Genomic DNA, 14,526 nt, shown 5'->3' with positions numbered 1-14,526 from the left:
GTCCCACAAGTTGTATTGACACTGGTTCGTGTCACAAATGTTTGTGTTTCTTAGAAGGAAAAATTCAATATTTGAGTAATTATATTGACAATAATAAAAAATAATTGTAATATACAGATACAGATATGATTAGCTTGGCGGCTAGTCGGTAGAAATCAATTCAGTTATGGCAAGTTTGGCGACTTGCTGGCAGCTCTCCTGTTTAGGAGAGCTTTTTTTATGTGACTTTCAGCCTGTCAGACTACGATTCGTAGGTGCGTTACAAACCTAAATTTCAACATTACTTGAGACATTATCACTTGTGGTTGTCAAATAAGTTAGCGTTTGTTACACTTGATTTAATAATTCACGAAATAATATGAATCAAGGATTCTTTATTCTATTTTTGAGATTTTTTGCCCAGCCTCTTTTTGTGTGATAAAGGTATTGAAAAGGGAAAAAGAAAAGAGTAGAATAAAACAAAGTTTAGGCAAACCTAAAAATAAGGAGTTGATATAATGGGAGAATTATTTGAAAATAAAGTCTCTAAAACGATGCTGATGACACTTCAAGCAAAAGCGTTAGAAGGAGAACAAAAGAATCGATTGTTTATGGATCAAAAAGCCGAAGAAATGATGAAGCAAGTTCCAGCAATGGTAAATATTTCTTTTTTTGATCAAATAGGTGTTTGTTTAAGAACGAAATATTTTGATGATTGCTGTAAAAATTTTATACAGACACATGAACATCCAGTCATCGTTCAATTAGGCTGTGGTTTAGATGATAGGCAAGGAAGAATTGGAGCAGAAGATATTCCATTTTTCAGTGTAGACTTTTTAGATGTTATTACATTAAGACAAGAGTTTTTTGAAGAAACAGCTACTTCACAGATGATTGCTGGATCGATATTAGATGATAAATGGATTCAAATTGTTAAAGAACAATATCCAAAAGGAGATTACTTATTCATTATTGAAGGCGTGCTAATGTATTTTAATTCAAATGATATAAAGGAATTAGCGACAAAATTAGAGAGAGAATTTCATCAATATGAATGTTATTTCGATACATTACAACATCATATGATTGCTACTAAAAATAAACAAAAAGAATTTAGAGAACAAGGGGTTAAAATGTATTGGGGACTTTCTTCTAAAGAAGAATTGTATGATTTGTTTGGTAAACATGCAGAATTATTGAGTTTAGATTATACAATGGCACAATATCCAAACCGATGGAAAGTAGTACATCGTATCGTATCGTTTATTCCGTTTATCCAAAAAGCCGCCATCTTAATTAAGATACGAATTCATAGATAGAATTATTTAAACATATTTTTATAGTAGTAAAAAACATAAAAGCCACAGTTCTGCTGTGGCTTTTATGTAAGGAAAAATTGAGACCTTAGGCTCAATTTTTAGCCATGAGACCGTAGGTCTGCTGGCGTCCGTTTACTACTATAAAATAACGTTTTAAAAAAATTAGAGTTCTTCAGCTTTATAGATTGTATATCCTTCGTAATAATAACTATAATCAATTCCTTTCATATAAAGAACTCGATTATGAATATCATTCGTTAAAGCTTGTTTTAATAGATGCTTAATTTCGACATCTTTAATAGGGCTTCTTTCCATAGCAAGTAAATAATCTTCCTTATCTACCTTGCTCCAATCAATGACTTGTTGTAATTCTTTCTTTAATAGTAAATCTAACCAAATTCTAGCACTTCTACCGTTACCTTCGCGAAATGGATGAGCGATATTCATCTCAATATATTTTTCAATTATTTCATCAAAGGTTGATTGAGTCATTTTCTCAATATTTTTTAAAGCTTCCTCTAAATACATGACAGACGCAAATCGAAAATGTCCTTTTGCTATATTGACTGTTCGTAATTTTCCAGCAAAATCATAGATATCTTCGAATAAATAAGCGTGAATGGCTGAAAGCATTTTGTAAGAACCGACTTCGTATTGATCCAGTATAGGATTTTTAAATAATTCAATCGCTTTTTTCTTACTAATCTTTTCTTCAACTCTGGCAAGTTCTACAGAATCGGTCAAATGAAGTTTGTTTTCTAAAACCATAGCTTCTTTTCTTACCCTTTCTTCGCTAATAATGTCGCAAATCTAAAGCGAAGACGATTGCCGTTTTCGTCTGTTTTGTGGAGTTCACCGAAGTCTTCATTATATTTTAAAATTTCCCAACCGGTATAATATTCTAGTAATTCGCCTTTTTTGAATGTAAATGGAAAATTCACAGGACAAGGTGCATCTTCAGTAGACATAGCAGCAACAATTAAATTATACCCACCAGAAGCTGTGTGTGATTGCATATTTTCAATAACATCTGGAATTACTTCTTCATGTAAAAACATCAGGACAACAGTCGAGATAATCCAATCATATTGTCCACCAGGAATATCGGCACTTTCAATGTCGTACGGTTCAACTTCCAGAGAAAGTCCTTCCTGAGAAGCAACATCTTGTAATTTTTGTAAACTTGGAACATTCCAGTCAAGTGAAGTAACATCATACCCTAATGAAGCAAGGTATAAACTATTACGACCTTCTCCGCTTCCTAAGTCAAGTACACGACCCTTTGGAATAAGTGGTTGAGCAGCTAAAACTTCAGAGTGAGTCTTTGTATAGCCATATTTTTTTGCAAAATAATCTTCTTTTTTACAGAAAAATTCTAAATAACATTCGATATCGTCACTTGTTCCTGCAATTCGATGCCACTGTTGTGGTTCAACTAGTGGAATAGGAGTAGTCGTATTTAGCAGTACAGTATCACTAACGCTGCCATCTTCGTTTAAAAATTCAAACGTGATTTCTCCTTTTAAAATATGCAGTTGCGCCCAAGTTCCAACCTTTGTATTATGCATTTTTTTAAAGGGTTCAGGCAAAGTGTCAACTGTCCATAGTGGCATTTTTTTATAAGAAATTAAATTGTTCATGTATATCACCTCGTATCATTATTGTAGAAAAAAGGAGTAAGATATGCAAGAAAAAGGATATAGGTAAAATTTATAACAAGTGATAGTAATCTAGAAATTGACTGTAACAAACTTTGTTGGTATTCTAGTTTCATAGAAATAACGCACTGTGACAAGAAGAGTAAAAGTGAATCTATTTTAGAGAGTCTCGGTTTGGTGAAAAGAGATAATAGTTGAAACTTTGAAGATGGCCTTTGAGTGCTAATCGTTGAATCATTAAACGATTACGGGAAAGCCCGATATAGCTTTTCAGTTAAAGATAACTGATTGAGATAGAATTTGTGAGAATTCTGTGAATTAAGGTGGTAACACGAGAGAACTCGTCCTTTGGTTGGTGAGTAAGACCAAAGAGCGGGCTTTTTATTTGCTTGAAAGGAGAAACAAATGATTGAATTAAAAAATATTGATGTGACATTTCAGCAATCTGGCAAAACTGTTGAAGCTGTAAAGCAAGTAAATATTACGATTGAAGATGGCGATATTTATGGAATTATCGGTTATAGTGGTGCTGGGAAAAGTACATTAGTACGTACCATCAATTTATTACAACGTCCAACAAATGGAACAGTAACTGTTTCAGGAGTGGAGTTAACGAGTTTAAAAGAAGCTCAATTAAGAGATGCTCGTAAAAAAATCGGAATGATTTTCCAACATTTCAATTTGATGAATACTTTATCGGTATTTGATAATGTAGCTTTTCCATTAAAACGCTCAGGATTATCTAAAGCGGAAATTAAGGAAAAAGTTGAGTCACTTCTACACTTAGTAGGACTGGAAGATAAAATTACAAGTTACCCAAGACAATTATCTGGGGGACAAAAACAAAGGGTTGCGATTGCTAGAGCGCTAGCAAATGATCCAGACGTACTACTATGTGACGAAGCAACAAGTGCATTAGACCCTAAAACAACCGAATCTATTCTAGAACTTTTGAAAAAAGTAAACGAACAGTTAGGCATTACAATCGTGATTATCACTCACGAAATGCAAGTTGTAAAAGAGATTTGTAATAAAGTTGCCGTAATGGAACAAGGTTTAATTATTGAACAAGGATCAGTATTAGAAATCTTTACGAATCCACAAAAACCATTAACAAAAGATTTCATCGATACAGCAACACATATTAATAAAGGAATTGAAACAGTTCTACAACATGAGCATTTACTAAACTTAAATCCAGGAGATGTTCTTGCGAAAATTTCATTTGTGGGTGCTTCAACTGGAGAACCACTGATTACGAAATTATCGACTCAATTCCAAGTAGCAGCGAATATTTTATTTGCCAATGTGGAAGTTATTCAAGAAACAGCAGTTGGAACTTTACTAGTAGGTTTATCTGGTGAAAAAGAAAAAATTCAACAAGCAATCGAGTATATTCACCAATCAGGTGTTCAAACAGAAATTCTAGATGAACCAAAGGAGGTTGAATAAGATGAACTTACACCAATTATTTCCAAATATTGATGCTCGTGTAACTCAAGAAATTATTAAAAGTACCATTGATACTTTAATCATGGTCGGACTTACAGGGTTAATTGCCGGAGTATTAGGGATTGCTTTAGGAGTTGTTTTAGTCGTTACTCGTGAAGGCAATATTTTAGAAAATAAAATTTTGTATGCTACTTTAGATAAAGTGGTGAACTTATTCCGTTCGATTCCATTTATCATATTAGCGATGTTATTAATCCCATTAACAAGATTCATTGTTGGGACAACCATTGGAATTCCTGGGGCGATTGTACCACTAGTCATTGCGACTGTTCCATTCTTCTCACGACAAGTACAATTAGCTTTGTTAGAAGTGGATAAAGGTGTGATTGAAGCTTCAATCGCCATGGGATGTACACCATTGGAAATTATTTTCCGAGTGTATTTAAAAGAAGGATTGCCAAGTTTAATTCGTGCATCTTCTCTAACAATTATCAGCTTAATTGGTTTAACAACAATGGCTGGAGCGTTTGGAGCTGGCGGAATCGGGAACTTAGCTATTTCAAGAGGATACAATCGATTCCAAGGGGATGTTATCGTAGTTGCAACGATTATTATGTTGATTATCGTATTTATCAGCCAAGCAGTCGGTGACTTCCTAGAAAAAAGAGCAACGAAATAAAAGGATACGAGATTGAGCGTTTTGAAACGAATCACTGGAGCGACGCACACAAAGCAACGTAGTTGCGTGGGGGTGGCGTGAAGTGGACGTCGTTTCAGCGAAATCGAGTTCAACTAAAAAGGATACGAGATTGAACGCTTTGAAATGAATCACTGGAGCGACGAACTCACAATAAAAAGGATATTTAAACAGATTAAACACAAAGAAAAGAGGAATTTATAGATGAATATTAAAAAATTATTTGTAACAGCATTAGCAGGATTAACATTAGCAGCATGTGGTCAAGGAGCTCAAACGTCTTCAAACTCAAATCAAGCAGCAGATGCTAAAAAAGAAGCAAAAACAGTTAAATTAGGGGTTAACGCAGGAAATCAAGATGTATGGAATGACGTTATTAAACGCTTAAAAGAAAAAGAAAATATCAATGTTGAATTAGTAGAATTTACAGACTATGTTCAACCAAACCAAGCATTAGAAAATGGAGATGTTGACTTAAACTCATTCCAAACAATTATTTACTTAGAACGTTTCAATAAAGAACAAAACACTCACATTAAACCAATTGGATATACAGTAATTGCTCCAATGGGTGTGTACTCTAAAAAAATTAAAAATGTTAGTGAGTTAAAAGATGGAGATACTATCGCAATTCCAGAAGATACTTCTAATAACTCTCGTGCATTACGCTTACTACATGCAGCTGGAGTTATCAAATTAAAAGATCCAAGTAACACATTAGCGACTAAAGATGATATCGTAGAAAATCCTAAGAAAATTGACATTAAAGAATTACCAGCTGGACAAACAGCACGTGCTTTAGACGATGTAGCAGCTTCATTAATCAACAATGGTTTCGCAGTTGAAGCAGGATTCCAACCAACTAAAGATTCAATCTTTATCGAAGAAATCACAGATTCTTCACAACCATACTACAATGTCATTGCTACTAAAGAAGGTAACGAAAACAACGAAGTTTATAAAACAGTTGTAAAATACTACCAATCACCAGAAACAGCTAAGAAAATCGAAGAAGTTACAAAAGGTGCAGCAGTACCAGTTTGGGAAAAAGCTTCTTTAAAATAATTTCTAACAATCAATCATTTTAATCATCATTCATCTCCAAAGAGGCATGCTCGTCATGCCTCTTTATTACAATAGAAAGAAGGAAGTTTAATGAGTCAAATTAAAGAGAAAGCACAAGCTTTAACTGAAGAGTTAGTAACATTAAGAAGACATTTTCATGAAAATCCAGAATCCAGCTTGAAAGAATATAAAACAGCTGAAAAAATTCAAGAAGAATTAACGAAATTAAATATTCCATTTGAAAAAATTGCAGATACTGGAACACTAGCTATTATTAAAGGAAAAAAAGGAGAAGGGAAAACGATTTTACTTCGTGCAGATATTGATGCATTAGAATTACCAGATAGCACGAATAAACCTTATTCTTCAAAAAATGAAGGATTAAATCATGCATGTGGTCATGATGCTCACACTGCAATGGGTTTAGGAACTGCTAAAGTATTAAATGAATTAAAAGATACATTTGAAGGAACAGTGTATATTGCATTCCAACCAGCTGAAGAAATTGGAGCAGGTGCAAAACAATTCGTAGCTTCTGGGAAAATTGATACAATTGATGAAAGTTTTGCCATTCATGTAAATTCCGGATTACCAGTAGGAACATTTGCGGTACAAGGTGGGCCTGTAAATGCTTCTTGTGACATTTTCAAAATTAAAGTAACAGGTAAAAGTGCGCACGTTGGTCGCCCACATTTAGGTCAGGATGCGTTAGTGACAGCAAGTGAAATTGTTGTAGCACTACAAACGATTGTCAGCCGTGAAGTAGATCCAGGAGATAGAGCAGTAGTAGGAGTTGGAAAACTACATGCAGGAACACGTTATAATATTGTAGCAAATGATGCTTTATTAGAAGGTACGATTCGTGCCTTTAGTCATGAAACAAGAGCGCACTTAAAAGAGGCAGTGACACGTATTGCCAAAGGGATTGCTGCGACTCACCGTTGTGAGGCAGAGTTGGACTGGTATGATGCAGCTGCCCCAGTTATTAATACACCAGAATTAGCAGAGAAATTCCAAACAGTTGCTCAATCGGTAGATTCTATCTATAACATTATCACATCCTATGAAATGTCGATGGGAGCAGATGATTTTGCAGATTACTTAGTTGATAAACCAGGAGTTTATGGGTTATTAGGTAGTCAATCTGGAGAAGAAACGGCATATGGACATCATCATGAAAAATTTGATATTGATGAAGCAGTCTTGCCGATTGGAGTAGAACTAGAAGTAAGTTATATTTTAAGTCGATTAGAAAATTAGAACGGAGAATAATATGGAAGAGAGAATTTTAAGTATTTTGGAAGAAATTTGCGAAGATGAAGTGGTCTATGAAGATAAAGACATTAATTTAAAAGAAGAAGGTCTTATGGATTCATTAGCGTTTGTAGAATTACTTGTTCGATTAGAAGAATTTGGACTTGAAGTTGCTCCTACGGAAGTGACTTATGAAGAGATTGATACACCGAATAAGATTATTGAGTATGTGAAAAAACATAATAGATAAAATGTTAAAAACTCCTTATTTAGATGGAAAGCTCTACTACCTCATAAAAAATTAGAGATAAAAAATCTAACTTTCTGGGGCGCTTAAATCTAAATAAGGAGTTTTTTGTAATAAATGTTATATTTCTATAATCCTTTCAACGCTTCATCAATCGTCGCCTTATCTTTTACATCATCAATCACGTTTTTGATTTTTCCATCTTGATCTACAAAAATCATTGTAGGAATTGAATGGATTTCTAAAGCTTTTTGGAAGTTTTTATCTTTATCAGAGTAGTAATTGAATTCTAATTGATTATCTTTTAAGTAAGCATGTCCTTTTTCAGGAGTTTCTCCTTTAACAAGTAGGTTTACTGGAACGAACTCAATAGTATCTTGATACTCTTTTCTTAATTCATTGAGAATTGGTAATTCTTGTTGGCAATCTGGGCACCAACTTGCCCATGCGACATAAACAGTTTTCTTACCTTTGAAGTCAGCGGAAGTTTTTTCTTTTGAATCAGCAGTGATAATCGTAACGTTTGGCATGGTTTCTCCGATTAAATCAGTAGTTCTCTTTTCTTTTGCGGTTGTCGTAGTTGCTGTAGTTGTAGCAGTACTTGTAGTTGTACTTGATGTTGAAGGGGATTGGCAACCTGCAGCAAGTACGAGCATACTTCCGAATAAGATAGAACAAGATAGTATTTTTTTAGAATTTTTCATAAAACATCTCTCCTTTAAAACGATACGTTCATTGTATCACATTCTTGAAAAGAAAAAAAGGAATCTTCAAACGAAGATTCCTTTTGTCATGATAATTAGCCTTGAATGCTAAATGTATATTTATGACCTTGAGTTAAGCTATGGTAGAAGCCTTTTCCTTCATATAATTGGAATACTTGTACTCCAGCACGTTGTGAATCATCTGGATACACATTTTTAACAAATGGATTTCCGGCTAATAATTCTTCTAATCCTTCTTTTCCGATTTCACGAACTTTTCCTTCGATACGAATGACTTGAATTAAGTAGTCATCGTGTGAAAATGCAGCAATTGCGACATTTGGATTTTCTTGTAATTGTTTGTAGAAATGAGTTTCTGGGCTGGTCATAAAGAATACCCCGTGTTCATTGGCAACACCGATATGGATTGGACGAGAATGAGGTTTTCCTTCTTTATCCACTGTAGCAAAAATGGCTACTTCCAAGTCCTCTAAAATACTTAAAATTTCTTCTGTATTCATATTAACACTCCTTATTTAATAATTGTTTTATTTGTTTTTCAATGGATAATGGAGAAGTAGTTGGGGCAAATCTGGCGATAACTTCTCCGGATGCATCTACAAGGAATTTTGTAAAATTCCATTTAATGGAACTACCTAATAGTCCTTGGGTTTCTTCTTTTAATAATTGAAATAATGGATGAGTTTCTGGACCATTAACGAGTACTTTTCCAAACATTGGGAAAGTGACTTGATAATTAAATTGACAACTAGAAGCAGCTTCCTGTGCACTTAATGGCTCTTGATTGCCAAACTGATTACAAGGGAATCCTAAAACGCTAAATCCTTGTTCGTGATATGTTTCGTATAAGCTTTGTAATTGGGCAAACTGTGAAGCTAATCCACATCCACTAGCGGTATTGACAATGAGTAATACTTGCCCTTTATAGGCTTCTAATGTACTTGTTCCATCTAATGTAGGAACTTCTATTTCATAAATTGACATGGCTTCCTCCTATATTAAATGATAATGTTTTAACCCTTGAATAATGCCACCTTTATCGTTGTCTGCACTGACATAGTTTGCATTTTCTTTTAAAAGTGGAATAGCATTTTCCATGGCGATAGCATAATTAACTTCTTGGAACATTTCTAAATCGTTGGCACCATCTCCAAAAGCGTATGTCGTGATAGAATTCGTATTTAAGGTGTGGATTAAGGCTCGAATGCCTGTTGCTTTAGAATTTCCAGCGGTAATAACATCCAACGCATAAGGAAAATTTCGGATAAATCTTAATTCTGGAAATGCTTGTTGATAAGCTTCATCATTATTATCTCTTGAAAGTAAGAGCAGCATATTAACAGCTTGTTCTTTATAAAAATCGGGAACAACATCTGGTGTTGGTGTGTGGATATATCCATAGGCTTCATGAGCAAATGGGACTGATTCAATCATTTTAAAGGCATCAATATTATAACATGTAATTCCATGACGATTTGCTTTTGCAAATTGTAGAAGTCTTTCAATTGTTTCTTTTGGAATTTCATGATGGATTAATATTTCACCTTTGAAAATAACGATTTGTCCATTCATAAAAACTCCAGAATGAATATTCGTAGAGCGAATGACTTCCGAAACTTCGATAGGAGATCTTCCTGTTGCTAGAAGTGGTTCATACCCATTTTCTTTTAATTGTTGAATCGCTTCTATGACTTCAAGGTCGACTTTGCCTTTTTTATTTAAGAGAGTTCCATCCAAGTCAAAAAATACTAAACCTTTCATAAAAACCTCCTTTTTATATTACGTTCATTATATCACGATTCTGGATGGAATAGGTGTTTGATGCTTAAAAATCATCTTACACTAAAGAAATTAAGGGCAATTGGTAGTAATTACGCTATTTTTATGGTAGAATTGGAAAGAATATTAATAGAGGAGGAAGATCCTTTGTATCAAACAATTTTAACATTGATGATTATTATTAGTGTTTTACTAATTATTATTGTAGCTATGCAACCATCGAAAACAAATGCAGCAAATTCATTATCAGGCGGTGCTGAGCAATTATTTGGGAAAACGAAAGCACGTGGATTTGAAGCATTCTTAATTCGAGTAACTGTTGGATTAGGAGCAATCTTTATGATTTTAGCAGTAGCCTTAGCGTACATTTCATCAAAATAAAAATGATTAAGCACAATGTTGAAGGAGTATCTCTAAGACATTGTGTTTTTCTATTATAAATATATTCATTAAAGGTAGGAGTGAACAACTTGGAAGCAATTTGGTTAGAGGAAACAAATAAACGGGCGGTTATATTATTTCATGCATATACTGGGAAACCAACGGATCTGAGAATGTTAGCTTCCTTTTTACATCGTCATGATTATGCAGTTTATGTACCAGTATTTAGTGGACATGAACATTCAAATGCATGTGAAATTTTAAAAGAAACACCAGAAAAATGGTATGAAGATGCAAAACAAGCGGTACAATTTGTTCGAAGTCAAGGGTATTCAACGATTGCTGCGCTAGGATTATCGATGGGAGGTATTATGGCAGCAGCACTATCAACTAATCAATTAGTAGAAATTGCGGGGACATTTTGTTCTCCTGTTTCAAAAAGAAATGCGCAATTACCTGATTTGTTGAAAAGTTTTATGGCTTTTGCTACTCATTCCGGGATGTGTGAAGAGGAAATGTTTTCAGTAGGGAAAAAAGCAAAACAACAATTATTAGATTTACATCATTTTTCCGCTAAAGTGGCAGAGAAATTAGAACAGGTGACAGGTCCTTTTTATATTGCGCAAGGGGAATTAGACAGATTAGTCGATCCAGAAGTATCGATAGAGATGAAAGAAGCATTAGTGAATGCAGCTGTTGATTTTCATTGGTTTGAACAATCAGGGCATGTCATTACAGTCGGGAAAGAAAAAGCAGAGTTTCAAGAATCTGTATTAGAATTTTTAAACCAACAAGAATGGAGGTAAGAAATGAGAGAATCATTGAGAACAGTTTTGGTGTCCTTTTTTGAGGAATATGCACCAGAAAGTTTTTATGTAAAAGAAATTAGTGAACATTTTGGGATGAATCAATCTCAAGATTTTAAAATATTAGTCAAAGAATTAGCCGCTTTAGAAGAAGAAGGCATTTTAGAATTAAATCGAAATGGAAAGTTTGGATTGAATCCTTTGAATCAAACATTAAAAGGAACGTATCGTGCAAATGACAAAGGATTTGGATTTGTCACAGTAGTCGAAGGGGAACCAGATATATTCATCCCTCGAGGAGATACAATGAGTGCGATGGATGGGGATGAAGTAGAACTAGTGATTACTGAACCCGCTGATAGCTATCGTCAACGATCTGCAACAGGGAAAATTGTCCAAATTATTCAACGTAATACGACTCAAGTGGTAGGAATTTATACTCGCTTCAGTTCAGAAACTGCAGAAGATACAGGTTATTGCGGTGAAGTAGTCGTTAAAGATAAAAAATTAGCAGGTACTCGTTGCTTAATCCGTCCAAATGGATTGCATCCAGTAGATGGTACTGTAGTCATTGTAGAATTAACAAAATACACGAATGAAAAAAATCGTTCTTCATTAGAAGGAATTGTTGTCAAAGAGATTGGGTATAAAGATGCCGTTGGAATGGATATTTTAATGATTTTGCAACAATTACATATTCCAATAGAATTTCCACAAGAAGTGATTGACCAGGCAAATCTTGTTCCTGAAGTCATCACAGATGAAGATCGACAAGGACGTAAAGATTTACGTGAACAATTAACGGTGACAATTGATGGGGCAGATGCCAAAGACTTAGATGATGCTGTTGCACTTACAAAACGTGAAGATGGAACATTTGAACTAACTGTTTCGATTGCAGATGTATCGTATTATGTAACGGAAAATTCAGCGATTGATAGGGAAGCATTTGAACGTGGAACAAGTGTGTATTTAACAGACCGTGTCGTTCCAATGTTACCACAACGATTATCAAATGGAATTTGTTCATTACATCCACATGAAGAACGACTAACGATGTCTTGTCGCATGGAAATTGACCGAAGTGGAACAATTTATCAATATGAGATTTTCCCAAGTGTCATTCGCTCAGATATGCGATTAACGTATAGTTTAGTGAATGAATTGTATGAGAAAAAAGAAGTTGAAATTCCAGATGAAATTCAGCAAATGTTGTTGGATATGAAAGAATTACATCATATTTTAGAAAGACGAAGAAAAGAACGTGGAGCGATTGATTTTGAAACACATGAAGCAAAAATTATTGTGGATGAACAAGGCGCACCAATTGATATTCAAATTCGTGAACGTGGAGTTGCAGAACGATTAATTGAATCCTTTATGTTAGCAGCTAATGAAACAGTTGCGATGCATTATCAACGAAAAAATGTTCCATTTATTTACCGTGTCCATGAACAACCACAACAAGAAAAAATGCAACGTTTCTTAGAATTTGTCACAGCATTTGGCATTAATATTAAAGGAACGAGCGACACTATTAGTCCGAAAAAATTGCAAAAAGCTTTGGATGAAGTTAAAGGGGAAACGTATGAAGCAGTTGTATCGACAATGATGCTACGTTCTATGAAACAAGCTAAGTATGATATTACACCTTCTGGGCATTATGGATTAGCTGCAGAAGATTATACTCACTTTACTTCACCGATTCGTCGTTATCCAGACTTAATTGTCCACCGTATGATTCGTCAATATGAAGGAAGTGGAAGTTTTTTATCGAAGCAACAAGAAGAATTAAATGCTTCTAAATTAGAAAGAATTGCGGATCAATCGAGTAAAATGGAACGTTTAGCAGTTCAAGCAGAACGTGAAGTAGATGCGATGAAGAAAGCTGAATTTATGGCTGATAAGATTGGACAAGAGTTTGAAGGAATTGTTAGTTCCGTTACTAAGTTCGGAATGTTTGTGGAATTGCCAAATACCGTAGAAGGTTTAGTGCATATTACGCATATGAATCAAGATTACTTTAACTTTATTGAAAGTCATATGGTATTAATTGGTGAGAGAACAGGAGTAACTTATCGAATCGGAGATTGTGTTAAAGTAAAATTAATTAAAGTCGATGTAGAAGCGCATGAAATTGATTTTATTTTAGAGGCTGATAATGCAGATTTGATTACTCAAAACAAACGTCCTTCTAAAGGAAAAGAAGCACTTAAGAAAGCTGCAAAAAAAGAAAGCAGAAGTAAAAAATCGAAGAAGTCTTCTAAAAATAAAGGGAGACAACATTTTAAAGCACAAGCAAAGCAAAAGCGTAGAAAAAAACATTCGTAAGGAGAATTCGGATGCCAAAAGGAACAGATAATAAAGTTTTAGCGCAAAATCGTAAGGCGAATCATGATTATACGATTTTAGATACGATTGAAGCAGGTTTAGTGTTAACGGGAACGGAGATTAAATCGGTTCGTCAAGCTAGAATGAATTTGAAAGATGGTTATTGTAGTTTTAAAAATGGGGAAGCCTTTTTAGTAGGGGTTCACATTAGTCCGTTTGAGCAGGGGAATATTTTCAATCATGATTCGCTTCGTACGAGAAAGTTGTTATTGCATAAGAAGCAAATTCAGATGCTTGAGCAAGAGGTAAGACAGGCGGGGAATACGGTTGTTCCATTGAAGGTTTATATTAAAAATGGAGTTGCCAAGTTGTTGATTGGAATTGCTAAAGGTAAGAAAAACTATGATAAGCGTGAAGCGTTAAAACAAAAAGATATAAAACGAGATGTACAGAGAGAGTTAAAAAACTATCGTTGACTACGAAAGACTTCCTGAGATAGTAGCATAGGACGCCAGTAGACCTCCGGTCTCTTGGCTAAATTTCGAGCCTTGGTCTCGAAATTTCCTAATAATAGTAGCCGATATTTCGGCTACTATTATGCATGCTACTATAGGAAGTCTTTCTCCGTTTTACGTAAGTGGATGAGGGTACGTTTAGGATAGTGACTTCCAAAATAGTAGCATAGGACGGCAGTAGTCTCGTTAAAACGAGTCTCATGCCAAAAAATCAAGCCTAGGGTCTTGATTTTCCCTTGTGAAAGTAGCCGAGTTTCGGCTGCTATAAATGCTACTATAAGAATGCACACTTTCGGGAATTTAAAAATGTACAAAATT

The 14,526-nt window shown here is 34.5% G+C and carries 16 protein-coding genes and 1 other annotated feature; of the genes, 10 read left to right on the top strand and 6 right to left on the bottom strand.

The window, feature by feature from the left end; genetic code table 11:
- The first annotated feature begins 497 nt into the window (after positions 1-497).
- Positions 498-1,298, top strand: coding sequence for a class I SAM-dependent methyltransferase (locus RWL86_RS07590; protein WP_314078516.1), 801 nt, complete (start codon positions 498-500; stop codon positions 1,296-1,298).
- Positions 1,299-1,460: 162 nt separating this feature from the next.
- Here RWL86_RS07590 and fic read toward each other — a convergent pair whose 3' ends face one another.
- The gene (gene fic, locus RWL86_RS07585; protein WP_314078515.1) at positions 1,461-2,066 is read right to left on the bottom strand and encodes a protein adenylyltransferase Fic; all 606 of its coding nucleotides are present in this window, start codon (positions 2,064-2,066) and stop codon (positions 1,461-1,463) included.
- An 11-nt stretch (positions 2,067-2,077) separates the two neighbouring features.
- A complete protein-coding gene (tehB, locus tag RWL86_RS07580) occupies positions 2,078-2,938 on the bottom strand; it encodes an SAM-dependent methyltransferase TehB (RefSeq protein ID WP_314078512.1) in 861 nt (286 codons plus the stop codon).
- 139 nt (positions 2,939-3,077) lie between these two features.
- Positions 3,078-3,308: a binding site (T-box leader), on the top strand.
- Positions 3,309-3,361: 53 nt separating this feature from the next.
- Here tehB and RWL86_RS07575 point away from each other — a divergent pair.
- The 5 genes from RWL86_RS07575 to dltC all read left to right on the top strand — a co-directional run bounded on the left by RWL86_RS07575 (position 3,362) and on the right by dltC (position 7,674).
- Complete coding sequence (locus tag RWL86_RS07575) at positions 3,362-4,408, top strand: ATP-binding cassette domain-containing protein (protein WP_314078510.1); 1,047 nt, start codon at positions 3,362-3,364, stop codon at positions 4,406-4,408.
- 1 nt (position 4,409) lies between these two features.
- Complete coding sequence (locus tag RWL86_RS07570) at positions 4,410-5,087, top strand: methionine ABC transporter permease (RefSeq protein ID WP_314078508.1); 678 nt, start codon at positions 4,410-4,412, stop codon at positions 5,085-5,087.
- Between the two features lie 222 nt (positions 5,088-5,309).
- Positions 5,310-6,170 (top strand): MetQ/NlpA family ABC transporter substrate-binding protein, encoded by an 861-nt coding sequence (locus RWL86_RS07565; RefSeq protein ID WP_314078505.1) that lies wholly within the window; start codon positions 5,310-5,312, stop codon positions 6,168-6,170.
- Between the two features lie 90 nt (positions 6,171-6,260).
- A complete protein-coding gene (locus tag RWL86_RS07560; protein ID WP_314078503.1) occupies positions 6,261-7,430 on the top strand; it encodes an amidohydrolase in 1,170 nt (389 codons plus the stop codon).
- Between the two features lie 13 nt (positions 7,431-7,443).
- Positions 7,444-7,674: a D-alanine--poly(phosphoribitol) ligase subunit DltC gene (dltC, locus tag RWL86_RS07555; RefSeq protein WP_314078500.1), complete on the top strand. Its 231-nt coding sequence runs from the start codon at positions 7,444-7,446 to the stop codon at positions 7,672-7,674.
- 125 nt (positions 7,675-7,799) lie between these two features.
- Here the strand turns inward: dltC and RWL86_RS07550 are convergent, their stop codons facing one another.
- From RWL86_RS07550 to RWL86_RS07535, 4 genes are all read right to left on the bottom strand, one after another.
- The gene (locus RWL86_RS07550; protein WP_314078497.1) at positions 7,800-8,375 is read right to left on the bottom strand and encodes a TlpA disulfide reductase family protein; all 576 of its coding nucleotides are present in this window, start codon (positions 8,373-8,375) and stop codon (positions 7,800-7,802) included.
- 95 nt (positions 8,376-8,470) lie between these two features.
- Positions 8,471-8,896, bottom strand: coding sequence for a pyridoxamine 5'-phosphate oxidase family protein (locus RWL86_RS07545; RefSeq protein WP_314078495.1), 426 nt, complete (start codon positions 8,894-8,896; stop codon positions 8,471-8,473).
- A gap of 1 nt (position 8,897) precedes the next feature.
- The gene (locus tag RWL86_RS07540; RefSeq protein ID WP_314078493.1) at positions 8,898-9,380 is read right to left on the bottom strand and encodes a glutathione peroxidase; all 483 of its coding nucleotides are present in this window, start codon (positions 9,378-9,380) and stop codon (positions 8,898-8,900) included.
- 9 nt (positions 9,381-9,389) lie between these two features.
- Positions 9,390-10,157 (bottom strand): Cof-type HAD-IIB family hydrolase, encoded by a 768-nt coding sequence (locus RWL86_RS07535; protein WP_314078492.1) that lies wholly within the window; start codon positions 10,155-10,157, stop codon positions 9,390-9,392.
- A 165-nt stretch (positions 10,158-10,322) separates the two neighbouring features.
- Here RWL86_RS07535 and secG point away from each other — a divergent pair, with 165 nt between their 5' ends.
- The 4 genes from secG (at position 10,323) to smpB (ending at position 14,169) form a co-directional block, all read left to right on the top strand.
- Complete coding sequence (gene secG, locus RWL86_RS07530; RefSeq protein ID WP_006703884.1) at positions 10,323-10,556, top strand: preprotein translocase subunit SecG; 234 nt, start codon at positions 10,323-10,325, stop codon at positions 10,554-10,556.
- An 80-nt stretch (positions 10,557-10,636) separates the two neighbouring features.
- Positions 10,637-11,362, top strand: coding sequence for an alpha/beta fold hydrolase (locus RWL86_RS07525; protein WP_314078488.1), 726 nt, complete (start codon positions 10,637-10,639; stop codon positions 11,360-11,362).
- Positions 11,363-11,365: 3 nt separating this feature from the next.
- The gene (gene rnr, locus RWL86_RS07520) at positions 11,366-13,693 is read left to right on the top strand and encodes a ribonuclease R (protein ID WP_314078485.1); all 2,328 of its coding nucleotides are present in this window, start codon (positions 11,366-11,368) and stop codon (positions 13,691-13,693) included.
- Positions 13,694-13,704: 11 nt separating this feature from the next.
- A complete protein-coding gene (smpB, locus tag RWL86_RS07515) occupies positions 13,705-14,169 on the top strand; it encodes an SsrA-binding protein SmpB (protein WP_314078483.1) in 465 nt (154 codons plus the stop codon).
- The last annotated feature ends 357 nt before the right edge of the window (positions 14,170-14,526 follow it).

The sequence above is a fragment of the uncultured Granulicatella sp. genome, assembly GCF_963515095.1.
Lineage (GTDB): Bacteria > Bacillota > Bacilli > Lactobacillales > Aerococcaceae > Granulicatella.
This window is presented reverse-complemented; position numbering and strand designations above follow the sequence as displayed.